Here is a 24,343-nt window from a genome sequence, read left to right on the forward strand (position 1 = left end):
GGCGCGATCAGGTCGAGCCGATCTTTCTCAGTTCGTCTTTCGCCGATTTGGTCTCATCGGCAATCGAGGGAATGAAGGATAACAAGTCGTAGGTACAGTTGAACTTTTCCTCGAACATGCGCCCGCCGCGCATGACATATCCGTCCTTCGGATCGCCATGTGCGTCGAGGCTTCCGCCGAACTGCTCCATTTGCTCGAACAGGACGACATTCGGGCCGGATAGCCCGCCCTCCTTGACGAGGTAAGCCGCTGCGGCCAGGGCGGCGATGCCTGTTCCGACCAAATAGGCCTTGCGAGGAGCCGCCTGCTTCGGTGGATTAAGGCGAGAAACGAGAGAAGCAGAGGACATAAAGTTCGCCAGCATCTAGCGGTTGGAATGTCTATGCAATCGGCGCGCCGATGGCGCCGTGCAAAACAATATGATCGCGAAGCACAGCTCCCGGACTGCATCATAATCAACAAGCGCCAGAAGCCCTTCGGGGTGCACAGCCACATGCAATCGCCGTCGAGCGCCTGACCATAAGCAGCAACGGCGCAGCGATCATCGAATTGGATCAAGCCATACCAGCAGCGGCTGCGCGGCGCGCAAAAGCTGATTGCGGGCTTTGCTCGAAGACGTAATAGGAGCGCCGTCATGTCGGGCTTACAACCATCTCCGTCTTCAACCAGACAAGACAGAAAGCAACCGGACAAGACGGAAATTGAGACGGTGCCAGTTGTCGCCTTTGCCGAAGTCGAGCATACGTCAGTACGAAGATGCCCAAGGCGACCTTACAAGGTGCTTGGCCAGCGGCCGGGTTGAGTTCGAGCGCAAGCACGTACCCGGTCCTTTGCGCATCGCGAAAGTCTTTCGGGATGGCGCCACACTTCTGAACCAGGGTCCGTGCTACCTCCTATCTCATCTGTGAGGCGCTCCATACCCTGAGAGCCCGGGCTGTGAGGCTGGCGTTCGCCAGTTCTCTCCAGGACTTCCGTACTTCCATCCAACGGATTTTTCGAGCGGGCAAGGTATCAAGCAGTTTTCGGGCAATTGGTACAAACCGCACAGCTTCCGAGTTCGGGTCGCGCTTGGCATCTTCGAGAATTTTGAGAGTGGCCGCTTCGGACCGTCTCCAGCCCGACTCGGTGAACCTGCTCTCCGCGAAATACTCAAAACAGGTCCGGAACCTCAAAGCGCGGCCGATGATCGTATGGGCTGGCAATCCCGCCTCGCTCAGCCACCTCCGAAGATGGTCACACCACCCTTTGCTGCTGCATTCGAGAAGACCACCACCTTCCAAGACCAGAAGCGCTGCCATGCCAGCGATCTCGCATCGTACCTCCTCATTCTGGCCTTCGAACCAGTTCCGGACTGCATGCAGTGGCGTCACCGGCCGATTCACAATCGATACCTGTGCCGCGCCGGCGCGATAGAACGGAACCACGTTTTTCAGCGATGGCAGGCGCGGCCACGGCCTCCCTTCTGCGTCCCACAAGACCCAACGCTCAGCGATCCTCTTTGCCTCGTCGGGCGACCTGCTTCGCCAAAGCTCTTTGAGCGCCTCATTAACGTAATATGAGACGTCAGCTTTCAGACCGCATGTACGTGCTATTGCTGCGAGGCGACCGGCGTCAATGAGCCGCGCCGCGAAGTTGTTCTCCGCGTTCATTTGCCGACGTGCTTGGTTTGCTGCTCAGTTCCGATCATCAACCTTCAGAAGGTACCACAATCTCCAACTTGTTATACCCACCTCATTCGGTACGGCGTGGACGTATGCAAAGCCAATGGAAGTGGGCTGGCTGGGCCTTCGCGCTCTTATTGATTTTCGGAGAAGTCACTGACGGCGAAAAGGACAATCCACTTTCAGGCTAAGAAGTGCCACTTGGACTTTGCCAAGAAATCCTGGTCGAGGTCGTTCCGCGAGGGATCGAAGATGCTGGATCGTCGCAAAACACAGCCCCCCTCTGCGGTGAGGTAAGCTATTCACGCATCGCCGCACGAAGGGGACGATTCCGTACAAAGACCCCGCTGCTGTCCCGCTCAGAACTGAACGCCATGCCGAATTCGGTTGCTATGATACAGCGCCGCCTCAGGAGCGCGTTGGTTGGGCGTATAGCTAGGACGACTCCACATTCATTGAAGCCAAAAGCAGATTGCGGCGAGATGGACAAACGCGAGGAAGTTCGGCCCGTCGGTCGAATCGCGTAGCGAAGCGGCGGAAGTGTTTTGAGCTTGTTGAGCAGCGCTCGATGCGGTTTCTCAGCTTGTAGATCTGAGCTGCTGCCGGTTTGATGGACACCCGGTTAAGCTAATCCCACCTTGCGCTCGAACTCAACCGGGCTGAGATAGCCGATGGTCGAGTGCCTGCGGGTCGTGTTGTAAAATCGTTCGATGTAGTCGAACACATCGGCGCGTGCCTCATCTCTGGTTCGATAACTCTTGTTGGCCGTACGCTCGGTCTTGAGCGAGGAGAAGAAGCTCTCCATCGCCGCGTTGTCCCAGACGTTGCCGGAGCGGCTCATGCTGCAAACGATGCCGTGGTCGGCCATCAGGCGCTGGAACTGCTCGCTGGTGTACTGGCTGCCCTGGTCGGAGTGATGCAACAGTGCATCCGGCTTGCCGCGCCGCCAGACGGCCATCAACAATGCGTCCGTCACGAGCTGTGCCGTCATGGCGGCACTCATCGACCAGCCCACCACGCGGCGTGAGAACAGGTCGATCACCGCTGCGACATAGAGCCAGCCTTCGGCCGTCCAGAGATAGGTGAAGTCGGCGATCCACTTCTGGTTCGGCCGCTCGGCGGCGAACTGCCGGTCAAGGAGGTTCGCCGGTACGGTCTCGAGCTGTCGATCGCCGCTGTCCTTCGGCAAGCGCCGACGTCGCGGCCGCGCCCGCAAGCCTTGCAGGCGCATCAGCCGCTCAATCCGGTGCAGGCCCCAATCCGCCCCGTCGGCGAGCAGGTCACGCCACACCCGGCGTGCGTCATAGGTGCGGTCGCTGGCGGCGAAGCTGGCCTTGACCTTGCCGCCGAGCTCCTCGTCGCTGCGGGATCTGGTGCTGGGAGAGCGATTCAGCCAGGCATGGAAGCCCGACCGCGACACTCCCAGCGCATCGCATAGCCATGCCACCGGCCAGATCGTCCGGTGCTTCGCGACGAAGGCGAACTTCATGTCGCTTCCTTCGCGAAGTAGGCTGCGGCCTTTTTTAGGATATCCCGCTCGGCCTTCAGCTTGGCGACCTCACGGCGCAGCCGCTCGATCTCCTGCTGCTCCGGCTTCATCTGCCCGTAGCCGGGAAAGGCTTGCGCCGGGTCGGAGCCCAACTCCTTCACCCATTTGCGGAGAACATTCTCATGAACATCCAGGTCACGGCCGGCTTGCGCCACCGACACCCCACGGTCCCGCACCAGCTTGACCGCCTCGACCTTGAACTCGCGGCTGAACTTCCGTCTTTTCATCGCCACCTCCGGCTTCATGAAACACCTAATCTCGGTGTCCATCAAACCGGCAGCAGCTCAGTCGTTTCGTCGTGGGGGATCGGGACCTTGCGAGAGCGGCTGAGGAATTCTGCTTGGGAGTTCCTGTCTGCGATGGTTTTGCGCAGATGTCGTTGTAGTCATAGGCCTTGTCGGCTAGCACGGCCTCGGCCTCAAAGCCTTCGAGCAGGGCTTTCGTAGTGAGATTGCCGTGTCGTTGACCGGCCATGAGACGACCGAGGCCGTTGCAGAGCATCTGGATCTTGGTCGTCAAACAACCTCCGGAGCGCCCGAGTTCTTGAGTTTTGGCCCCCTTCTCCGCTCGCGGCCTGCTGGTGGACGCGAACCAGAGTGGTGTCGAGCATCAGGTATTTATTGTCGCGATCCCGGATCAGTTCGGCAAACACTTTCTCCCACACGCCGCTTTGGCCAGCGGGAAACCGCGCAGGCACGCTGTTCCACTTGCCATAGCGCTCCGGCAGGTGCAGGTGCTGCCAGTAGGCGCCGGACCGCGGAACCCGCAACCCCGTTCACGAACAGACGGTTGTCGACACCGCTGCGGTCGCGATCACCCACCTTGCCCGCCAGCATCTGCCCGAGGATCGATAGAACGCGCTGTCCAGGCGCAGGATCACGCAATTGATGAATGGGCGATTGCGGCCGACGTCATGATTCTTCTTCGACACTTCCTCGACCGGCTGCGCGACTCCCGAGAACCGTCCCAGTTAAGCCGCGCTCCACCTAGAAGGTGCCGGCATAGTCGCTTGCCTGGGTTAGTGCGGTATGGGCGATCTCCGGCAACTGGATTTTCCCGAGCTTTTTGAGCAACGAAGAATGCGGCGCGCCTGCTCGACCAGCTTCAGCGCGAACTTTCTGACCGAGAAGCCATTGCCCTGCTCCGGACTCATTCCGAAAAACTTTCTCGCTTTCGCGATGGTCGACGAAGAGAAATTGGTAAGTGGAGCTTCGGATCTGACCTGGAGAATGACAGCAAAAATGAGCGCCATGGCGCGGAGCGCCTGAGGCTAAGCGCGCGAATGAATGAAGCTTACGCGGCAATCACACGATTGCGACCTTCATGTTTTGCGCGATAGAGCCGCTGATCGGCGACGTTCAGCAATCCGTCAAGCGTGTCTCCATCGCGCCCGAACTCCGACACCCCAACGCTGATGGTGACGCCGACCGACGGCTGAGCTTCGACGTCGAATGCAGTGCCTTCAATCGTCGATCGAAGGCGTTCGGCTACCGCGTAAGCCGTGTCGAGCGTCGCCCCGGGCAGCAAGACCATGAATTCTTCACCGCCCACGCGTGCGACAGAGTCATAAGGGCGAATTGCCTCCAGACACTTTCGCACAAATGCGCGGAGCACCCCATCGCCGACGCTGTGACCACGTGAGTCATTGATAGCCTTGAAATGGTCGAGATCGAGCGACAGCAGAGATAATGGAGCACCGGTTCGTTTGGCCCGCGCGATCTCGGCGCCGATCTGGTCGAGGAAGTGTCGCCGATTTCCGGCACCGGTCAGTGGGTCGGTGGCGGCAAGGCGTTCTAACCTTTGATTGCTCACCTGCACTTGCTGTAGCGCCCTTTGAGTGTGGGTCATCGAATCGGCCAGGCGGGCCATCATTTCTTCCTGGCTATAGATGGTCGAGAAGGATTGCGTCGTTCGGAAAGCCTGGACAACGCCATAGCTGAGCAGGAAGAACCCGCCAGCAAAGATCGCGTGGGCGAGCCACCACATATGATTCCACGGTGCCGCCAAAATGAATGCGAGCGACGATAACGCAAACCACGCGACCGAGATGCCGAAAACAAGCATGAGCGGCGAGTGAATCCCTCGCATGAGCATGACCGCGACGTTCAGCGCGCTGAACACCAGTGCACCGCCCTCCATGGACAAGCGTACCGCCGGGTGTCCCGCATAGGGGGAGTAGGCGATCAATGCGACAGCTATATCCACGGTCAGGAACAGGCTGGTCCACATCAGCCATGTGCGCGCATCCGAACGCTTCTCGACCTCGTCTGATGGCTGGTTATAGCTGAGCAGCCCAACGAAGAGAAGAATCGACATCGCGAGACGCGACGCCGGTCCATAGAGCAGAAACAGCCAGATGTTGCGGTGTGCCATCCTGGTGAAGGCGCCGTGCAGTAAATAGATCAATACGAAGCCGAGAAAACCCAGCGTCAACCAACGCAACAGAGGTTCGCCGGAAGACCGGTAGCAGCGACACGTCACGTAGGTGACGAACAGCCCTTCGAGGGTGGCGAGGGCAATCGCGAATTCATGGAATGGGTGATTTTCGAATTTTAGCGTGGGATCCTGCTGGAAATACAGGTAGGCAATGAACTGGGCAGGCATCAAGGCGAAGGCGATGAGGAGAAGGCTCATATACGCCTGTGTGATCAGCCGGAGCGCATTAGGCGGCTCGGGTACCGCACGATTGGTGCTCATATGCAATACCGTCTCCCATGATGACGTCAGATCGTTTCGTGGACACTTGAGCGTCTCCGAAGGATACTGTCCCAGAGCACCTTCGGTCCTTGTGTACTAGCCAGTTGAAGGAACCAGGATGCGTCGCGGCCGGAGGCCGTTCAACAACTCGGAGCCCGCGATCACCGCTGCGACGGAGGCATGAGCTTGACCTTTCCGTCCTGCGGCACCCCATCGAGCAGGCGGCGGCGCGGATAGGGTCGGCCTTTTCGTCCAGCAGCGGCCAGCTCCCGCCGCCGCCGGGATCAGCAGCGCTGCGGACTGCGTTTATGTATTCGAGCCCACCGCGTTCAGGCCGCCCGCTCCGCTGGGTCAACGTGTCGTGTGTTCAGCAGATTATTCCGGCCCCTCCCGCGAGTTGTCACGGTCTGCGAGGCGCTCGAAAACCTCCATCGAAAGACAAGGAAATCACGATCCCGTTGGAAAGGAGTCTGCGTATTACCGTACTCAATCGTCTGCCTACCGCCCCCCGGTAGTGCCGCCGCCACAATCAGTCCGTTACCGGTTCGGCTCCGAGTCAACACGCGTAATGAGCAAAACCGTAAGCGTCAGCCCGCTTTGATTGGCGAGTTTCTTGTAGGCCATCTGCGATCTCCTTCGTCTGGGATGTCCCCGCACTGCGCGACCGGGGCCGTAGGATACCTAAGCTGGTTGAGTTAGCCGCCTGCCAAACCTTGTAGGTTCCCTAACGCAACCTGTGAGATTGGCTTACGGCAAGGACGAGTTACTCGATCCGTCATGGATCACGCACGAGGATATATCCGCGAGAAGGTAATCGCCGGTTGGCTCTATCGAATGCTTGGGCGGGGCGGGCAAGTGCTTCGGCCGAGCGGATCTACGCGCACTGGGCGTTCAACATCTACGACTATGACGATAAAGGTACGCTCGAGATCGGGTTCGTGCCGTGCCCGCTGCATTTGCCGGAAGAGAGGCTCATCGCTGGCGACGCGTCGGTCCGTATCCTGATGGACCGCGTCGAAGCCCATCGACCGTGAGGTCGGCATGCCAATTGGTTGGTTCTTCTTGATAATTCATGGTCATCAGGCTAAGCGAGAGGTTGGCCAAGCGATCGCCAAGGGGCTGCGTAATCTTTGACAGTCACTTCGGAGGAAGGCTCCTTGCTGGTCGATGCATGGATCTGGATCTTCCTCGAGGCCTTCTGCGATTCCAGGCCTGAGAGTGGCAAGCGGGAGCTGCGCCGCCGCTCCGCCATTCTTCCGATTTCGCGTCTGCTCTCCTGACGGCCCAATCGAGCGGTGCAAAGGTCGTCGCTTTGCCCGATTCGGGGGCAGACTTCGCCAATGCCCTGAAGCGGGCTGAGGAGTTCGGGCTCACGCAGAAGCAGCAGCTAGCTCCGCTGGGATTGATGATCAATCAGACGCACAGCATCGGCCTGCAGCCGCTGCAGAATGTACGTCTGACCACCACGTTTTACCGGGATAGGACGGACGAGACGCGCGCCTTCGCGAAGCGCTACGAGGCAGCATTCGATGGGCGGATCCCGAACGAGGCGCACGCGAGCACCTACAGTGCAGTTATGCACTATCTCAAGGCGATTGCCGCTGCGCAGACGGACGAAAGGCGAGGCGGTGGTGCGACAGATGAAGAACACCCCGGCTAATGATTTCGAGATGAAGAATGTTAGGATCCGCGCCGACGGTCAGGTGATGCGACCGCTCTATGCCGCGCGCATAAAGGCGTCGAACGAGTCAAAATATCCTGATGACTACTACGAGATCACGCGGACCATTCCGGCCGAAGATGCTTGACGGCCCGGCCGCGGACAGCGCCTGCAATCTCCTGAAGACGCAGTAAGTCGGACGGGCGGGCCAGCCCGATCTGTCTCGATCGGGCTACAGACAGTCAATCCGCCAACAACAATAGTTCTGCCCGACAACAGGGCGCTGGATAGACAACGTGTTCATCGAACGCCTGTGGCGCGCTAAAATATGAGGACATCTCAAGGGTTATTCGGATGGCCATGAGGCTGTAGATATGACGCTTCTCGCAAGCGAGACGCTTGGACAACGCTGCGCGTTGCCTACATCGCCAGGGCCACAACAGCAGCAAGCAAGAGTAGCGTAAGGCTATTGAGAAGAACGAACGGCAGCGGCTCCACTTAAGAAACCGGACCCAGCGGTCCTCAGTCTAGGGTCCATTTCAGTTATCCGAGCTAACCGGGCGAGCGGCGTAAGCGCGGCCGCTGATCCGCTGCAAACTACCGTTTCTCATAGGCTTTGCAGGTCACCGAATGTGGTCGAATGGGTATGGCGGAACGCACCATCGCCGGAGACCACCGATGTATTTCCACCTCTGTCAGGACGACAAGCGAGAGTGGTGTTGGTCGCTGCACGGCGGGAATCACCATAAGATTGCCAGCTCCGGTGAAGGCTACCATCGCAAGACCTGATGCTGTCCCTGCCCTTGGACTAGTCCAAGGGACGAACGAACGGTAAAGGATTGAAGACTGCGAATTGACCATCGTCGGAGACTTACGATGCATTTCGAATTATACCGAGACGAGCACCAGGAATGGCGTTGGAAGCTTCACGCGCGGAATGGTCTCTATATCGTCACCTCCGGCGAAAGCTACCACAAAAAGGATGATGCTATTCGCGCCATCAGGCTCGTCCAAGCCACGACTGACGAAACTCCGATCCGTATATCCACTACCTAGCGTCGGTAGCGTTGATAGGGAAATCGAGACATGTAACCGTAACTCATCGGCGATCATCAATGCTGCCGATCAAAATCAGGAGAGACGCCTATGCCGATCCATATTAGCTACGCTGAGAAAGAGCTAACCAACGAACGGCGCGCGTCGCAGCCGGCGAACGCCGCGCTAGCTCAAGCAACCCAATACTCGCTGTTGCTCAAGAATCGATCCGCTCAGCCCTGGATATTTTTCGTTTATCAGAGGTTGCCGCGCCTGCACGCGGGATATCTTCTCCTTGGCTTGGTTCTGCTCCCCCTATCAGATCCAAGTCGGCGATCAGATCAGGTTCACGTGGGAAATCGACTAAGTGCGGGGGCAATGTTCAGCGTCGATTCACAATCGAGGTCTCCGGCCTCGACCTCCCCGGCCTGCTCTACCAGCTGACCACCGCGACCTCGAAGCTCAACCTCAACATCGCCTCGGCGCACGTCGCGACCTTCGGCGAGCGCGCCCGCGACGTGTTCTATATCACCGACCTGCTCGGCGCCCAGATCACCGCGCCGACCCGGCAGGCCGCGATCAAGAGCGCGCTGCTGCATCTGTTGTCGACCGAGGACCAGGCGGCGAAGCCGGCGGCCTGACGCGTCGCCTCTCTCCACTCGTCATTCCCCGATGCGCAATTGCGCATCGGGGAATGACGACGGATGGGACTGCTGCAGGCCCACCTCATTCATGCCGCTCTAGCCGAACAGCCGCATCAGCAGGGCCTTGCCGACCGGCGCTGCGCGGACACTGCGGAAGGCGCGGACATATTCGCCGGCATAGAATGCGCGCACGACATTGATCCGCGTCGCAACCGCGTCCTCGAAACGGACGCCGAAGCCATCGCGGGTGCGGCGGACCACGAGCGCGGCCACGTTCTGTCCGTAGACATTGCACTTGATCGAGGCGCCGATTGCGGGAGGGGCGGGATCGATGAAGCGCGCGCCCGAGATCGAAATGTCGACCATCCGGACCAGCCGCGGCTCCGTACCATCGTGAATCAGGATCGGCTCGTCACGCTCGAAGCGCTCGGCCTTGCGACGCCGCGGCTGCTCGATGCAAATGAAGCACACGATCGCGAGCGCGACGCAATTATAGAGGCTCCAGGCCAGCGCCAGCCCGCCATAGGCGATGCTGTCGCCGCGCAGATGCAGGATGAATGCGTAGGCGATCGCCAGCAGCGTGATGAGCAAGGCGCTGCCATAGAGCCGCAGCAGCGGCCACTCGATGAAGCGGCGATTGCGGTCGCCGCCCTTGGCCGTCACCTTGAACTTGTGGCCTTGCGGCTTGGCGAGGCCGGTCACGACCGCCTTCAAGACCGCGGGGGCTGCGATGTATTGCGACACGTCGGTCATGATCGCGAGCGAGCGACCGCGCGAGATCCAGGCCATGGTGAAGGCGTGCCAGACATAGAACGGCATGAAGTACTTCAGAAGCTCGAACAGATCGGCGTGAACCGCCTTGATGCCGAACAGCAGATAGAGCCACGGCACGACGAGGCCGAAAACCTTGGTGCCATAGACCGCCGCCCAGCTCATGAAGGCGTCGACCAGCGACAGCCGGTCCATGAAGGCGAGCTTCGATTGCCGCGAGAACGGTCCGCTGCGACCCCTGAAGATCTGCATGAAGCCGAGACACCAGCGCCCGCGCTGCGTGATGTATTCCTTCAATCCCTCCGGCGCGAGGCCGATGGTCAGGCGCTCGTTGAGATAGACCGTGCGCAATCCCCTTTCCTTCAGGCGCAGCGTGACGAGATAATCCTCTGTGACTGAATCGGTCGGAAAGCCGCCGATCTGCATCAGGCCGGAAAAGCGGATCAGCGATGAGGTGCCGCAGCAAAATGCCGTGCCCCAGGCATCCTTGGCCGGCATCAGGATGTCGAAGAAGAAACGCTGTTCGTCGGGCCAGACGTCGGTTGCGGCGAGATTGGTCTGGATCGGATCCGGATTGATGAAGTGCTGCGGCGTCTGCACGACGCCGACGGTGCCGTCCTGCATCAGGCTCATCGCGCGCGTCAGGAAGTCCGGCATCGGGACAAAATCCGCATCGAGGATCGAGACGAACTCCGGCCGGTCCGGCAGCCCGGAAACGTGCTGGAGCGCATGATTGATGTTGCCGGCCTTGGCATGGCGGTTGTCCGGACGGGTCAGATAGTTGCAGGCGAGCTCCTGGGCGAGCCGGCGCAGCCACAGCCGCCGTCCGTCGTCGAGCACCCAGACGCGATAATTTGGATAGTTCAGCCCAGTGGCGCCGATGATGGTGCGCTCGAGGATCGCCTTCTCTTCATTGTAGGTGCAGATGAAGACGTCGACGCGCGGCGCATCCGTCAATGCCCTGGATTGACGCAGGATGGCATTGACCGCGGGCGAACGGTCGATGGTCCGGCTGAGGAACAGCAACGACAGGCACACCGCGATCATCGAGGCCGCCTCGGCCGCCACGAAGGGATAGCCGACCACCGCGTCGGCGGTGAGCCCCAACGGCGGCAAGGTCTGGGTCACCCGCCAGACGAAGTAGTGCAACAGCAGCAGGAACGATATGCCGGTCATCATGACGCGCCCCAGCGTCTGCTCGCGCCGGAGCATCGGCAGGATCGCAAGACAGGCGCCGAAGGCGACCAGCCCGGGCGCGAATGCCGCCATCATGGCTTTGCCGCGTCCGTGTTGAACACCACCCGCCCGGTGCGGCCGACTGCGCATTCCTTGCCCGTGGTATCGAGCTCCGGCATCGAGACCGTCACCCGGTACGGTTCCTTATTCAGCGCATCCGGATTGATCGCAAGGTTCGCGGGCGCCCCCGATGCACCGGTGAGGTTGACGATCTCACCCTTGATCGAAGCGCTGCCGTCGTTCGGCTCAAAGCTCGCCTGCTCACCAAGCCTGAGGCGGTTATAGACGCCTTCGGTGACATTGGCGGTGACCACCGCACCGTTGCAATCAAGCAGCTTGAGCAGGGGCTGCCCGGCCCTGACGTCCTCGCCTGGCGACGTCATCATCTCCCAGATGCGCCCGGCGACCGGCCCCTTGATGTCGGCTTCGGCCCGGTTGATGTAGTGCAATTGCTCCGAGGCAATCTCGTGGGTAAGCCAGTCGATCTCCGCATCGGAATGCACCAGATCGGCGCGCAGATCGCTGACGCGCTGGCGCATCTCCTCTTCGCGTTGCACGGAACTCGGCCGGTCATTGTAGCTGTCGCCAAGATAGGTGCCGTTCCTTGCCGCGGTGAGTTCGACCTTGGCGGCGTCGAGCCGGCGCTGCGCGCCTATCTCGGTCTGATGGGCGATCGCCTGCTCGCGCGTCAGCCGGGCCATTTCGACCGTCGAGACGCTGCCCGATTTGATCAGCGACGAGGCGCGTTCAACCGCCGCCGTCGCTTCTTCCCGTCGCGCGGCCGCGGCCTCGATCGCGGTCTGGATTTCGGCGATGCGCGCCTCGAGCTGGAGGATGCGGCCGTCGCGGAAGTGGGCCGCCTGGCGCGCGAGGTCCTGTTGCGACGTCTCGGCGGCCGCAAGCTTTGCGGCGAGGCTCGGGCGCTCATTCTCCATCCGGGACATCTGCCGCCGGAGATCGTCGAGCCGCACCCGATCGCCGCGCGCGTTGACGACATGAAGGATCGTATCGCCTTCGTGGACCACACTGAGCTGCGTGGAGATCTGCGGCTTCGCACTCACGGTGCCGTCGATCGGCGAGCGCAGGGTTACGATCCTGGCATTGACCACGGCCTCCACGCTCGAGGTCTGCAACACGGCTTTCAGCGGCAGCCATCCGAAGATCGCGACGAGGGCGAGGCCAATGCCGACCTTGAGCAGGCGTCGAACCCACCGGCCCGAGCCTGCAGGCGCTTCGGGATGGGGGGGGCTATCATTGACAGGCTCGCTGACCGGCTCGTCGTCCGCCGGACGCAAGCGGTCCTGCAAGTCGCGCTGCAATCCCCCGCGCGCCCGCTTCCTCGTCCTTGATGACGGGAATATCGCCTTCGGGAAGCGGCTTCTGCGGCTGTGCCTGATCCATGATGACCGGACCTGAACTGTCAGTGCGCGCGGGTTCAGAAACCATAATCCTGAACGGCCAATGTGCTTTTGAGGTGCCCCTTAGACATAGGCGCACCGTCCCACCGAACGGGGCCGTTATACGCTGGCCCATTGATGGCCACTGATGCTATCTTAGGTTTCTGAGGCCCAAGCCGAGGGTTGCAAACAACCTGGACGTTTGCAACAGTTAGTTTCTACTTAGGGTGCGGCGAAACCGCGCGCTCTCGTAAAGCGGTTGCAAGGCTCGACGCTGACGAAAGCCCCTGTGAATAGGCGTGGAATCCGGACGCCGATCGGCGTCCCAAGTGCTTGATTGACTTCGCGCGTGCGGAGTCACACCTGTGAGCGTGCCGCGCTCGATGCCACTAGCAGCGGCCGTTCTCGATTACGTCAAAGCACCCTGGATGGGCACCTGCCGTTCCTGGACGCGCAGTGGTCGTGCGTAGTCCTGCGCGCCGGGCTCATCCGCAAAGTGCTGCCATTCGGCCGGTGCCGAGGGGGCGTCTCCCAGCCAGTGCGCGGCAGCCTCATACAGAGATTGCTGCGCAAGCTAAGGTGGCGCTTCAGCCGCCGCCAGATTAGCGAGGACGTCGTCCGGCAGCGGGTTATCCCCGAACTCGAGGTTCTCCAAATGCGGGTAGCTAAAACTCGATAAAAGACCCTCAGGTAGGCTGGTCAGCCGGTTACCGCTGAGATTGAGCGATTGGAGCGGGCTCGGAAGAGGGGCGGGGAGGTTGGCCAATTGATTGCTGCTGACATCGAGTTCAATGAGCCCCGATGGGAGGGAGTCGGGGAGGTCGGTCAGCTGATTGCCACTAACCGCGAGCGAGGTGAGCCTGCTCGGGAGAGCGTCCGGCAGGCTAGTTAGTCGGTTGTCGCTTGCGTTCAGGATCTCGAGCCGAGCCGGAAGGTTGGCCGGCAGACTGGTCAAGCTGTTATCGGCCACCTCCAGCCGAGAGAGGGTCGCCGGAAGAGCGTCCGGCAAACTGATCAACCGGTTATGGCTAATGAGAAGATGCTGAAGACCGGGTGGGAAGCTAGCGGGCAGGCTGCTTAGCTCGTTGTGCCTGGCGCGCAGTTCAAGCAATCAGGGCGGCAGGCAAAGCGGTCAGGGAGAGGGAGGACAAATCCAGCAAGTGCGAGCCCGCGTTGTCCGAAACCCAGTTGTCCAGGATCTGCGCGCGCGCGGAGGCCGCGGTCCGATATCCCGGAGGACCGTCAACGTGGCAGCGTTCTGCCCTTAGCAGGCCTACCTGTCGATCAGCTGACGAGTGTCGCTGCAGAACCCCGGGTCGCTCGGTTGCCAGCGGTGACAGAAGTAAGCCCAGTTTGAGGTTGAACCGGTCAATCCTCTCAACCTTCGAGGAGGGAGCGCTCTTTTTTGAGGTCGCGCGCGTGCTATCTACGTAGCCCAGTCGGCCGCAAAAAGCCGTCACGCGGTTTCGAATTCAAGACATCGGAGGCTCCCGACCGCCGTGAAGCGGTCGTGATTTGCCGACCATACTCGCCCAGCAGCGGCTGGAGATGCTGTCCGTGAGCTGCTGCCGGTTTGATGGACACCCGGTTAAGCTAATCCCACCTTGCGCTCGAACTCAACCGGGCTGAGATAGCCGATGGTCGAGTGCCTGCGGGTCGTGTTGTAAAATCGTTCGATGTAGTCGAACACATCGGCGCGTGCCTCATCTCTGGTTCGATAACTCTTGTTGGCCGTACGCTCGGTCTTGAGCGAGGAGAAGAAGCTCTCCATCGCCGCGTTGTCCCAGACGTTGCCGGAGCGGCTCATGCTGCAAACGATGCCGTGGTCGGCCATCAGGCGCTGGAACTGCTCGCTGGTGTACTGGCTGCCCTGGTCGGAGTGATGCAACAGTGCATCCGGCTTGCCGCGCCGCCAGACGGCCATCAACAATGCGTCCGTCACGAGCTGTGCCGTCATGGCGGCACTCATCGACCAGCCCACCACGCGGCGTGAGAACAGGTCGATCACCGCTGCGACATAGAGCCAGCCTTCGGCCGTCCAGAGATAGGTGAAGTCGGCGATCCACTTCTGGTTCGGCCGCTCGGCGGCGAACTGCCGGTCAAGGAGGTTCGCCGGTACGGTCTCGAGCTGTCGATCGCCGCTGTCCTTCGGCAAGCGCCGACGTCGCGGCCGCGCCCGCAAGCCTTGCAGGCGCATCAGCCGCTCAATCCGGTGCAGGCCCCAATCCGCCCCGTCGGCGAGCAGGTCACGCCACACCCGGCGTGCGTCATAGGTGCGGTCGCTGGCGGCGAAGCTGGCCTTGACCTTGCCGCCGAGCTCCTCGTCGCTGCGGGATCTGGTGCTGGGAGAGCGATTCAGCCAGGCATGGAAGCCCGACCGCGACACTCCCAGCGCATCGCATAGCCATGCCACCGGCCAGATCGTCCGGTGCTTCGCGACGAAGGCGAACTTCATGTCGCTTCCTTCGCGAAGTAGGCTGCGGCCTTTTTTAGGATATCCCGCTCGGCCTTCAGCTTGGCGACCTCACGGCGCAGCCGCTCGATCTCCTGCTGCTCCGGCTTCATCTGCCCGTAGCCGGGAAAGGCTTGCGCCGGGTCGGAGCCCAACTCCTTCACCCATTTGCGGAGAACATTCTCATGAACATCCAGGTCACGGCCGGCTTGCGCCACCGACACCCCACGGTCCCGCACCAGCTTGACCGCCTCGACCTTGAACTCGCGGCTGAACTTCCGTCTTTTCATCGCCACCTCCGGCTTCATGAAACACCTAATCTCGGTGTCCATCAAACCGGCAGCAGCTCACCGCGAGTGAGTGCCCCGACGGGGCACTCATAAGCGCGGCAGGAGCTTTGGTTGGCCCTACGGGGCGAACGTCGCCGAGGTTCCCTGCTTATCGATGCAAGTTGTCCCTATCTTCGGGCCACCGATTGGACCAACCTGATATTCGCCAAGCACGTTGATTGCAGCAGCATGGCTTAGATTCTGCACCAGGATGGGAGGATTGAAATTGCCGTCAGCAACATAGCCGGTGGAGATAGTTGCAGTCCCAGCTTCGTTCAGCACCTCGGCATTTGTCGCGGTTGTACCTTCGACAAGCCTTCCGCGTCCATCAGCGGCGCGTACGACGGCAAAAGGCTTGATTGTCCACGTACCGTCAGCGTTGTATACGACGCTGAAGCTTGAATAGCCCGGCGTCGCATCGCAAACGGCGGCAGTGGCCGAAGATGCCGTGAAGTTCATCACCGTACCAGCGGTGTAATTGCCGGTCTGGACATAGAAGATGCGAATGGGCTGACAATCCAGATTGGTATTCGGCTGGGCTGTCACGAAATTGGATAATGTGACGCCACCGGTAAGAGTCTGCAGGGCCGATCCTGCATTGTAGTTCTCCAGGGTAGGGTTGTAGACCGGCGTTATAATCCGGAAAGAGCCGGCTTGCGGTCCGGACGTGGAAACCGGCGACGAGAGCCCGAGCGATGGAGTTACGGTCATCGTCGTCGTATTCTTGGTTGGTGTTCCGCCGGCCGCCGGCGTTACGTTGATCGCCTGCGTGGCCGAAAGTTGACCTGAGGGTTTACCGACCGTTGGGGGGGTAACCTGCTGTTGAACACCTGCGTAATCCTGCAGAATTAGTGAAAAGGTCAGGATCGCGCCGGATGTCGCATAGGGTAGGAGCGCTTGAGAATACAGACTATTCGTATACACCTCAGGCCCGCCCGTGTAGATAGCCGGCTGCTGGAAGAAGAAGAAGTTCTGAAGCGAGGGGCTGTTGTTTTGCACGTTGATTGTGATTGTCGTAGCCATGACGTTCCTCTCAATTCCGATGTGTTAAGTTTCTGAGACCGGCCATCAAGCATGTGAGCAGGGATCGTCCTCACACCCTGGCTCTGAGTTGGCTCATCTGAGCTTCAGCCCGCAATTGTGAGGCCGAAATGGTCGCACGAATCGGGTCCCTGCGCTTGATCAGCAAGCGGTGTGCCATTGCGGATACTGAGATGCTGTATTTGAAGAGAAGGGAAAGCATGTGCTTAGCCCTACGCTGCCGAAGCGCGTGCTCCGCCAAGTTGGACTTGTGCCATCAAGGTATTAAATCGGACAGGGTAGATTGCGACATGGTCCAAGCGCCAAGGGCGCGCGCCCATCGGAATTGGCGTGCGCATACCGGTCGAGAAGTCTAGCTGAGAAGGTCGTTGTGCCGATCAACTCGACGTGCTCGAGATCGAAGCAAATCCTCAGGCGCGACGGCCTTGCTACTTCACTGCCAGAATCATTACTCAGGTGATGCGGCCGTTAATGTCGGTTCGGCTCATCAATTTCATGTCGTTAAAGAGGGAGGTCTGTTGACCATCTGCCCATTGGATAACAACGCCAAAACGGCCCACGCTCCTTACGACGCCAAGGCCCGCCTCGGCAGTCCCTAGCCCTCAAACATAGTCGCCCCGCTTCAATTGCCTTGCCTCGTCTCCCGTCATAAGGCATTGACCGCAGAAGTATTGGGTAAAAAAGCACCGGCTAAAGCTGTTGGATGGGCGGACGTCCTCGCCCCGCATCGCCGATCTTCCCGCATCGCGTCTGCTCACGAACTATGCTGCCCTGGGAATGGAAGCTCCTGCGCAAAGCCGACAAACCCGCCGATCAGCAGGCGGCCTGACCTTCACGCAACAAGCCATCATAGAGCTCGACGCTCTCACGTGCATGTGCCAATCTGGCGGCCTTCGTCGTATGCGTACTCTTGATGTGAGCGGCGTAGAATTTCTCAATCATCATGGTCAAGCGCTGGCTGCCCGGACTGTGGGCTTTGAAGGCGCGCGCGATTGCATGTATGCGATCGATCGCAAGGCATTTGAATGGCAAATCACGTCGCTGCTGGACGGCGAAGAATACGATTTGCCCAAGCCGCGAAACGGACGTGCCATAACGGCTGTCGCCTATCCGGCATGTCCGCCTCACTAGGTCTATGGTTCGAATTACCGTTTTTCGCAGGATTGAAGGGCCCGGCTTTGGTCTAGGTCGAGACGGATGCGCGCCACAATCGGATACAGCGGTCCATCGACCCTTTCGCGTGCGCGCCGGGTCTTCTTTGCGTTCGCTCTCTCAAAGGCGCCGTCGGGCTCCTCCTGCCCCGGGCGGCTTGGCCGCCGACGCGGACACTGTTCCGCATCAACATCCCGAACTGCCGTCCGATCACCCGCATGTACGTGGAGAAGCATCCGGACATGCGCACGCTTATCTGATCGATGACCTGCACCACCGATGGCCTTAGCCAGACCACAGATTAGCCTTGTACGCCAGAAGGCCAAGCGCGACCGTCATCATATGGAGCGGCCCTTTTCCAACTTAACCTCTGGCCCCAAAATCGGGGTCCATTTCAGATGCCCAATGCGGTACCTGCACCAGAGATTTAGTTGCGGCTGTTCTACGCCAGCGCTTGGCCGGCCTTCCAATCCATGACGCCCGGCACAAACCTTAACTATAGATGAACTGGCTTCTCTGAGCGGGCCCGGCCGGCCCTGCCCCCTGAGGTATGCTAGCGCTCCATCTCGCCCATAAGGATTTCATCTGATGCGTATCGTGGATTGGAAATGAGAGTCCGCATTTCCGCATTCTTGTCCTCGTCCGTAAACCGGAATCCCTTCTTGTAGAAAAATTCTGAAGCTCCCTCATCTTGAGAGAGAAGGGATAGCGTGGAAAGTCCCGCGGACTCCCTAATGTGATCGGCGACTTCGATCATAGCCGTCCCGACCCCCTTGTACCTCGACCGGCCAACATTCTCTATGGTAAGAATTCGCAAACTGTCGCGCACCGGCGCCACGGTCATAGTCCCCACCTTATTGTGTTGACTGGCATCAGAAAACAAAGAAAGATTTTGGACGTTGCCAAAATTGCTACTTGCTCTGTGTAGCCTGACTGACTCACCTGTCCTCTTCTCAACAGCAAAAGAGGTCGGCCCTTCAGCAGCTAAAGCGGCCGTAAAAGCAGTCATATCTGCGCCAGAAGTGCCGGCCAACGCATCGCGCTGCTGGTCCACACTTTGCCCGTAGGCATTGTTGTAATTGGTTCTCATCGCAACGAGTTGTTATGTAGACAAGCTGACAAAAAGCTGACAAGTCGATATTTCTTGCCAATGCGCAGGCGTCGCCTGACACGCTCGCTTTGCGTCGTCCAAAGCAGTACTCAGCGCTCTAGGTGGTGTGGACTCTAAGGATTCCCTTTTAGGCGCAAATCAGATTCAAGACTGCTTTTGGGTAGGCAGTCTTGGGTGTGCCGCCGCATTGCCTCATTATTCAGTGGGCGCGCTTGAAGACCCGATGGAATCCGACGAGATCAAAGGGGGGCTTTGCGGGCTTAAGCCATACAGGGATTTCTGTCGCCATCAAAAAGTACGGCCCCCCAGAGTGGGTAGGGTCCCGATCCACTGCTGATGCAGTACCGTCAGTCCTCGTTAGCCTTTTCGAGCTGACACCGTGGGGCTTACCAGCGGGCAATGTGGGAAGGCCGAGCAAATTATGACAAGCGAAAGCGCGCCTTCAAGGCCGATTGAAGCCGCGTGGGAGGCGGTGACACTCGGAGAGGCGGCCAACGTCGCGCTAGCCATCTGGGCCGCAATAGTCGCGGCCCACATCACCGCAGCGTCGGTGTATTTTTGGCGGGAGCAGCGCAGCCCAGCATGGTTGGCCGCTCTTGCGATTTTAGCATACTGGCCGATCTTGGTGCTGATCACATGTCTCAGCCTCGCTTTTAAACATCTAATCCGGCCTCTGATTGAGCAAGTCAAACGAAGAAGGCCCGGTACCAAAAGCCGCCCATTAGTAAGGGCGCCTCAGTTGGCGGCCTCTTCGTCATCATCGATGTCGTCGCCGTATTCAAATGATGGCTGAGTTGGTTCAGTAATCGTGGATGCAATCGATCAAGCTTTGCTTTGAAGGCCGTTTCGATTCGGCGCGGGTCATGGACAAACAACCGATACCCATCGGTGAACAGATCATCACCATCGTCTTGCTGGTGATCTTCGCGCTCGTGATTTGGTACGGCACCATGATCTGAGACTTCTTTCTTTGGAGTGGGCCTTGTCTAGCCAGAGACGCCTTTGGCGAAATTGATCACAGAGCTGGTCTCGGTTGTTTGGACAGGGCCCCGCGAAAATTAAGTGGATTCCTGCCGGGTTATGCTGAACGCGGGGCTTTACGATTTTGCTGTGGCGTCGGGAGGGCGCAAGCCCGACCAGAGCCGCAGCAAAATCGTTGGCGACGATCATGCGGCCGTCACCATCGTTTGCGCGCCGAAGTAAGCCTCGTCGGGCGTGCGTTCGTCAAGGCTCGAGTGAGGACGTCCTCGATTGTAGAACGCCAGATATTTGGAAATCGATGCTCGCGCCTCGAGCACGCTGTCGTAAGCACGCAGATAGACTTCCTCGTATTTGACAGTGCGCCACAGCCGCTCGACGAACACGTTGTCGCGCCAGGCACCCTTGCCGTCCATGCTGATGGCGATGTTCGCGTCCAGCAGCACGCCGGTGAAGTCGAGGCTGGTGAACTGGCTACCCTGATCCGTGTTGAAGAAGATCTCGGGCCTGCCGTGCTTCGCCAACGCCTCCTGGAGCGCTTCGACGCAGAATATCGTCTCCATCGTGATCGATACGCGATGGACCAATACCCTTCGGCTGAACACATCGACGACCGCGGCGAGGTAAACGAATCCACGTCGCATCGGAATGTAGCTGATGTCCATTGCCCAGACCTGGTTCGGCCGCTCGATCTTCAATCCGCGCAATAGGTACGGGTAGATCTTGTGGCCCGGTGCGGGCTTGCTCGTGTTCGGACGGCGATAGATCGCCTCGATCCCCATGCGCTTCATCAGCGTCGCGACGTGGCGGCGGCCAACCTGCATGCCCTCACGCTGCAACAGCGATCGCAGCATGCGCCCCCCTGCGAAGGGATAATCGAGGTACAGCTCATCGAGCCGGCGCATCAAGACGAGTCCTCGGCCGAAACCGGCCGAGGTTCGTAGTAAACCGTACTGCGGGCAAGGTTCAGGACCTTCGCCTGGCGCACGACAGACAGATCATGGTCGCGGTCGATCATCGCTTTGCGCTCAGCAGGGCCGCCTTGGTGAGCGCGCCGGTCAAAAAATCGTTCTCCAACGCAAGCTCGCCGATCTTGCCATGTAACGCTTCAAATCGACCGGCGCCTCGGCCGGTCCGTTGTCCTGCCCAAACACTCCGGCGGCGCCTTCCAGGAGTTGGGACTTGCAGGTCGTGATCTGGTTCGGATGGACATCAAACAGTTGCGCCAGCTCGGCCAATGTCTTCTCCCCCTTCACGGCCGCCAAAGCCACCTTTGCCTTGAATGCCGGAGAATGCGTCCGGCGACTCCTCTTCGTCATCTTCGCTCCTGTTTCGCGGCAAGAAGCCTCGCCGCTCTCAGGCAGAAAATCCACTCAAGCTACTGTCCGAATTTGCGGAGCCAGCTCTCTGCGTGTGTGTCGCTCTCGCAACGTCACACTTGTTCGCTTGAGTGCAACCTGCCTAAGGCAGGAGACCAGAAACGTCCCGATTACGTCCGTGGTGCTCTTAGCCGTCGCGGGTTTATGCAGCGCAGTTAGGAGACGTTACGCATGTTAACGAGCGATGACATTTATGGAAGTCAGCGCTCGCTGACATTTTCAATTGTCGTCGAACGCGGACATATGGTAATGTAAGCGAACGACAACGTTTTGAATTGCCATGCTCATACGCACATCGGCCGATCTCGGGGCCATGATTCGGGATACCCGCAAACGGCACAAGCTTGATCAGTCCAGCCTCGCCAAGCGCATTGGCGTCAGCCGTCAGTGGGTCATCGAGGTCGAGCGCGGCCACGCGCGCGCCGAACTCGGCCTCGTACTCCGCGCTCTTGACGCTCTCGGCATCCATCTAGACGCAGGCAGCGAACAACCACATGGCCGCGGTTCAGAAAAGTCAGCCGTCGATATCAATGCAATCGTGTCAAAAGCCAAAAGAAGCAGGCCATGACCAGCGAACTCGTCGCGCTCCTGGACGGCAGGGAAGTCGGCCGCGTGCACAACGACGCTCGTGGCCGCCTCACCTTCGTCTATGACAGCGATTGGCGTCAAACGAGGGGCGCGTACCCCATTTCGCTCTCCATGCCACTCGCGGCCGAGGAACACGGTCCCGCCGCTGTTCAGGCCTTTCTATGGGGCCTGCTCCCGGACAATGAGCGCGTTCTCGATCGTTGGGCGAAGAAGTTTCAGGTCTCGGCTCGCAACGTCTTTGCCCTGATTTCCCACGTCGGCGAAGATTGCGCCGGCGCCATTCAATTCGTCACGCGCGATCGTTTGGAGGAATTGCGAAGCGGTACGAATGACAAGGTTGAGTGGCTTGACGAAACCGCCGTCGCAAAACGTCTGCAAGCATTGAGAGAAGATCATGCCGCGTGGCGGTTGCCGCGTGACACGGGGCAATTCAGTCTTGCCGGCGCCCAGCCGAAAACCGCGCTGCTTCTGCAAAAGGCGCGATGGGGGATACCGTCTGGAGGCATTCCGACAACCCATATCCTTAAGCCGCCGACCGGCCATTTCGATGGCCATGCCGAGAACGAGCACATCTGCCTCAATCTCGCGCGCAATCTCGGCTTGCCCGTCGCCGGAACCAAAGTCGTGCGGTTTGAGAAAGAGATCGCCATTGTCGTCGAACGCTACGATCGGCAGTTCAGTGGCAATGACGTCATTCGCGTCCATCAAGAGGACGCGTGCCAGGCACGCGGCATCATGCCAACCAAGAAATATCAAAGCGAGGGCGGCCCGTCCGCTGCGGATATTATCGAACTTTTACGCACCTACTCCACCGACAGTGTTGATGATCTCGATACATTCATCGATGCCCTCGGCTTAAATTGGCTCATCGGAGGCACCGATGCACACGCTAAGAACTACTCACTACTCCTAGCCAGCGGCCCCACGGTGCGACTTGCGCCACTCTACGATGTTGCCAGCATCCTTCCCTACGACGATGTCGACTTGCAGAAGATGAAGCTCGCTATGAAGGTCGGCGGGGAATACAGGCTAGCCCAGATAGGTGCGCGCGAATGGCAGAAATTCGCCCGCGAGACCCGTTTCGATGCGGAAAAAGTGATTGCTGGATTGAACTCGCTGGCCGAACTGCTCCCCGACAACGTGAGCGACGTGTGCACTGCCGCGCAAGCGGAAGGGCTAGATAACGTCATTATCGAGCGCCTTTCCGCCAAGTTGATCGAGCGAGCCAAAGAATGCCAACGCCTTCTGAAAAGGTGAAATGGACCCGCGGAGCGGGGCCGCTTGAGCCGGTTTGTTAGTTGGAAACTGACCGCTCCTGATTACTTCCTATCACGCTGCCAGAGACACTGTCGGCTGCTGTTGCTGCTGTGGGCATGTGGTCAACGCGTCGGCGTTGTCCACCATTCCACAGCCTTCGCGGCCTGCATCCGTTCGCGCCAGACCGCCATCGACGTGCGATAGCCGAGCGCCTGATGAAGGCGACGATCGTTGTAGAAGGCGATCAGCTCGCGATCCCTGCCTTGGCCTCGCGGCCGTCGGCATAGCCCTTGAGATAGATGTCCTTATGCTTGAGCGACCGCCACAGCCGCTCGATGAAGACGTTGTCCATCCAACGACCGCGGCCATCCATGGAGATCTTGATCCCTGCGCCCGCCAACGCGCCGGTGAAGGCCGCGCTGGTGAACTGGCTGCCTTGGTCGGTATTGAAAATCTCCGGCCTGCCGTACTTCGCCAGCGCCCCTTCCAGAGCCGCCACGCAGAACGAGACGTCGATCGTGTTCGATAATCGCCACGCCAGAACCGCACGGCTCGCCCAGTCGATGATGGCGACGAGATAAAGAAAAGCCACGGCCGATGGGCAGATACGTGATGTCGGCGGCCCACACCTGGTTCGGCCGGTCGATCGTCATGTTGCGCAACAGATAAGGAAAGATCTTGTGGCCCGGCGCCGGCTTCGTCGTGTTCGGCTTCGGTCCCAGCGCCGCGATGCCCATCTTGCGCATCAACCGCTGCACGCGCTTGCGATTGACCTGAAGCCCCTCAGCCTTCAGCATTGCGGTCATTCGCCGCGAGCCCAGGAACGGCCAGGCGATGAACAGCTCGTCGATCCGCCGCATCAGGGCAAGGTCGTTGTCGTTGGCCGGCCGGGGCGGCCGGTAGACCCCGGAGCGCGCGATGCCAAGCAACAGGCATTGCCAACGGATCGACAGCGCCTTGTCCGCGCGATCGAGCATTCCTCGACGGTCCGGCGTGCTCATCTTCCGGACCTCCGCGCTAAAAAATCGCGCTCGACCGTCAGTTGTCCAATCTTGGCGTGCAGCTTCTCGATCTCGCGTTCGCGCGTTTCCTCGCTCTCGCGCCCGACACCCGCATCAAAGGCCCGCGCCGCATGGTCCAGCAGTTGCTTCTTCCAGGCATAGATCTGGTTCGGGTGAACCCCATAGCGCTGGGCCAGATCGGCCACCGTCGCCTGCTCCCGCACGGCTTCCAGCGCAATCTTTGCCTTCAGTGCCGCGTCGATCTTGCGTCTCGTCTTCGTCGTCATCATGCCCTCCGTCTATCAAACGGAGCGGCCCTTTTCCAACTAACCTCTGGTCCCAAAATCGGGGTCCATTTCACTCGCGCCCCGTTCGCCCAACCCATCCCTCAAGCGCGTTGCAAAG

19 protein-coding genes and 4 pseudogenes are annotated in these 24,343 nt (G+C 59.7%); 11 read left to right on the plus strand and 12 right to left on the minus strand.

Annotated features, from left to right (window positions below):
- Positions 1–7: 7 nt before the first annotated feature.
- The 3 genes from ACVIGA_RS28995 to ACVIGA_RS29005 all read right to left on the minus strand — a co-directional run bounded on the left by ACVIGA_RS28995 (position 8) and on the right by ACVIGA_RS29005 (position 3,437).
- Positions 8–349 carry an oleate hydratase gene (locus ACVIGA_RS28995; RefSeq protein ID WP_456668720.1) on the minus strand — a complete coding sequence of 114 codons (342 nt, stop codon included), beginning with the start codon at positions 347–349 and terminating at the stop codon, positions 8–10.
- A 544-nt stretch (positions 350–893) separates the two neighbouring features.
- Positions 894–1,649 carry an HAD family hydrolase gene (locus ACVIGA_RS29000; protein WP_166103985.1) on the minus strand — a complete coding sequence of 252 codons (756 nt, stop codon included), beginning with the start codon at positions 1,647–1,649 and terminating at the stop codon, positions 894–896.
- A gap of 634 nt (positions 1,650–2,283) precedes the next feature.
- Positions 2,284–3,437 (minus strand): IS3 family transposase gene (locus ACVIGA_RS29005; RefSeq protein WP_456670909.1). Its coding sequence is split into 2 segments (ribosomal slippage): positions 2,284–3,188 and positions 3,188–3,437, totalling 1,155 coding nucleotides; the frame shifts between segments, so codons are not numbered across the junction.
- Between the two features lie 801 nt (positions 3,438–4,238).
- Between ACVIGA_RS29005 and ACVIGA_RS29010 the strand changes: the two genes are divergently transcribed.
- Positions 4,239–4,478: a hypothetical protein gene (locus tag ACVIGA_RS29010; RefSeq protein ID WP_456668721.1), complete on the plus strand. Its 240-nt coding sequence runs from the start codon at positions 4,239–4,241 to the stop codon at positions 4,476–4,478.
- 25 nt (positions 4,479–4,503) lie between these two features.
- Here the strand turns inward: ACVIGA_RS29010 and ACVIGA_RS29015 are convergent, their stop codons facing one another.
- Positions 4,504–5,907, minus strand: a complete 1,404-nt coding sequence (locus ACVIGA_RS29015; RefSeq protein WP_456668722.1) for a GGDEF domain-containing protein — start codon at positions 5,905–5,907, stop codon at positions 4,504–4,506.
- 821 nt (positions 5,908–6,728) lie between these two features.
- Between ACVIGA_RS29015 and ACVIGA_RS29020 the strand changes: the two genes are divergently transcribed.
- The 6 genes and pseudogenes from ACVIGA_RS29020 to ACVIGA_RS29045 form a co-directional block, all read left to right on the plus strand.
- Positions 6,729–6,941 carry a hypothetical protein gene (locus tag ACVIGA_RS29020; RefSeq protein ID WP_166051786.1) on the plus strand — a complete coding sequence of 71 codons (213 nt, stop codon included), beginning with the start codon at positions 6,729–6,731 and terminating at the stop codon, positions 6,939–6,941.
- Between the two features lie 123 nt (positions 6,942–7,064).
- The gene (locus ACVIGA_RS29025; protein ID WP_338696346.1) at positions 7,065–7,187 is read left to right on the plus strand and encodes a hypothetical protein; all 123 of its coding nucleotides are present in this window, start codon (positions 7,065–7,067) and stop codon (positions 7,185–7,187) included.
- Between the two features lie 32 nt (positions 7,188–7,219).
- On the plus strand, positions 7,220–7,567 hold the full coding sequence (locus ACVIGA_RS29030; protein WP_414643265.1) for an ABC transporter substrate-binding protein: 348 nt from the start codon (positions 7,220–7,222) through the stop codon (positions 7,565–7,567).
- Entirely contained in the window at positions 7,548–7,715 is a 168-nt protein-coding gene (locus ACVIGA_RS29035) for a hypothetical protein (RefSeq protein WP_456668723.1), read from the plus strand. The genes ACVIGA_RS29030 and ACVIGA_RS29035 overlap by 20 nt, the downstream gene beginning before the upstream one ends.
- Positions 7,716–8,443: 728 nt before the next feature.
- The gene (locus ACVIGA_RS29040) at positions 8,444–8,623 is read left to right on the plus strand and encodes a YegP family protein (protein WP_173640838.1); all 180 of its coding nucleotides are present in this window, start codon (positions 8,444–8,446) and stop codon (positions 8,621–8,623) included.
- Positions 8,624–9,000: 377 nt separating this feature from the next.
- Positions 9,001–9,243, plus strand: a pseudogene (locus ACVIGA_RS29045) (hypothetical protein); the annotation flags it as partial.
- Positions 9,244–9,342: 99 nt separating this feature from the next.
- Here the strand turns inward: ACVIGA_RS29045 and ACVIGA_RS29050 are convergent.
- The 5 genes and pseudogenes from ACVIGA_RS29050 to ACVIGA_RS29070 all read right to left on the minus strand — a co-directional run bounded on the left by ACVIGA_RS29050 (position 9,343) and on the right by ACVIGA_RS29070 (position 16,454).
- Positions 9,343–11,289 carry a glycosyltransferase gene (locus ACVIGA_RS29050; RefSeq protein WP_456668724.1) on the minus strand — a complete coding sequence of 649 codons (1,947 nt, stop codon included), beginning with the start codon at positions 11,287–11,289 and terminating at the stop codon, positions 9,343–9,345.
- A complete protein-coding gene (locus tag ACVIGA_RS29055; protein ID WP_456668725.1) occupies positions 11,286–12,560 on the minus strand; it encodes an HlyD family secretion protein in 1,275 nt (424 codons plus the stop codon). The genes ACVIGA_RS29050 and ACVIGA_RS29055 overlap by 4 nt, the downstream gene beginning before the upstream one ends.
- 550 nt (positions 12,561–13,110) lie before the next feature.
- Positions 13,111–13,885: pseudogene (locus ACVIGA_RS29060) on the minus strand (E3 ubiquitin--protein ligase); the annotation flags it as partial.
- A gap of 353 nt (positions 13,886–14,238) precedes the next feature.
- A protein-coding gene (locus ACVIGA_RS29065) for an IS3 family transposase (RefSeq protein ID WP_456670909.1) occupies positions 14,239–15,392 on the minus strand; the annotation gives its coding sequence in 2 pieces (ribosomal slippage) (positions 14,239–15,143 and positions 15,143–15,392; 1,155 coding nt in all).
- Between the two features lie 117 nt (positions 15,393–15,509).
- Positions 15,510–16,454 (minus strand): hypothetical protein, encoded by a 945-nt coding sequence (locus ACVIGA_RS29070; RefSeq protein ID WP_176396269.1) that lies wholly within the window; start codon positions 16,452–16,454, stop codon positions 15,510–15,512.
- A 795-nt stretch (positions 16,455–17,249) separates the two neighbouring features.
- On the opposite strand from ACVIGA_RS29070, the gene ACVIGA_RS29075 reads away from it, so the two are divergent.
- Complete coding sequence (locus ACVIGA_RS29075) at positions 17,250–17,603, plus strand: hypothetical protein (protein ID WP_456671019.1); 354 nt, start codon at positions 17,250–17,252, stop codon at positions 17,601–17,603.
- 574 nt (positions 17,604–18,177) lie between these two features.
- Here the strand turns inward: ACVIGA_RS29075 and ACVIGA_RS29080 are convergent.
- The gene (locus ACVIGA_RS29080) at positions 18,178–18,714 is read right to left on the minus strand and encodes a GNAT family N-acetyltransferase (RefSeq protein ID WP_166103967.1); all 537 of its coding nucleotides are present in this window, start codon (positions 18,712–18,714) and stop codon (positions 18,178–18,180) included.
- An 833-nt stretch (positions 18,715–19,547) separates the two neighbouring features.
- Here ACVIGA_RS29080 and ACVIGA_RS29085 point away from each other — a divergent pair.
- Complete coding sequence (locus ACVIGA_RS29085) at positions 19,548–19,694, plus strand: hypothetical protein (protein WP_166051656.1); 147 nt, start codon at positions 19,548–19,550, stop codon at positions 19,692–19,694.
- A 207-nt stretch (positions 19,695–19,901) separates the two neighbouring features.
- On the opposite strand, the pseudogene ACVIGA_RS29090 reads toward ACVIGA_RS29085, so the two are convergent.
- Positions 19,902–21,032 (minus strand): annotated as a pseudogene (locus tag ACVIGA_RS29090) (IS3 family transposase).
- Between the two features lie 373 nt (positions 21,033–21,405).
- Here ACVIGA_RS29090 and ACVIGA_RS29095 point away from each other — a divergent pair.
- Together ACVIGA_RS29095 and ACVIGA_RS29100 are read left to right on the plus strand one after the other, a co-directional pair.
- Positions 21,406–21,660: a helix-turn-helix domain-containing protein gene (locus ACVIGA_RS29095; protein WP_456668726.1), complete on the plus strand. Its 255-nt coding sequence runs from the start codon at positions 21,406–21,408 to the stop codon at positions 21,658–21,660.
- Positions 21,657–22,937 carry a type II toxin-antitoxin system HipA family toxin gene (locus ACVIGA_RS29100; RefSeq protein ID WP_456668727.1) on the plus strand — a complete coding sequence of 427 codons (1,281 nt, stop codon included), beginning with the start codon at positions 21,657–21,659 and terminating at the stop codon, positions 22,935–22,937. Before ACVIGA_RS29095 ends, ACVIGA_RS29100 begins: the two co-directional genes overlap by 4 nt.
- Before the next feature lie 122 nt (positions 22,938–23,059).
- On the opposite strand, the pseudogene ACVIGA_RS29105 reads toward ACVIGA_RS29100, so the two are convergent.
- Positions 23,060–24,225: pseudogene (locus ACVIGA_RS29105) on the minus strand (IS3 family transposase).
- Positions 24,226–24,343: the final 118 nt, after the last annotated feature.

It is taken from the genome of Bradyrhizobium sp. USDA 3240, assembly GCF_054063295.1.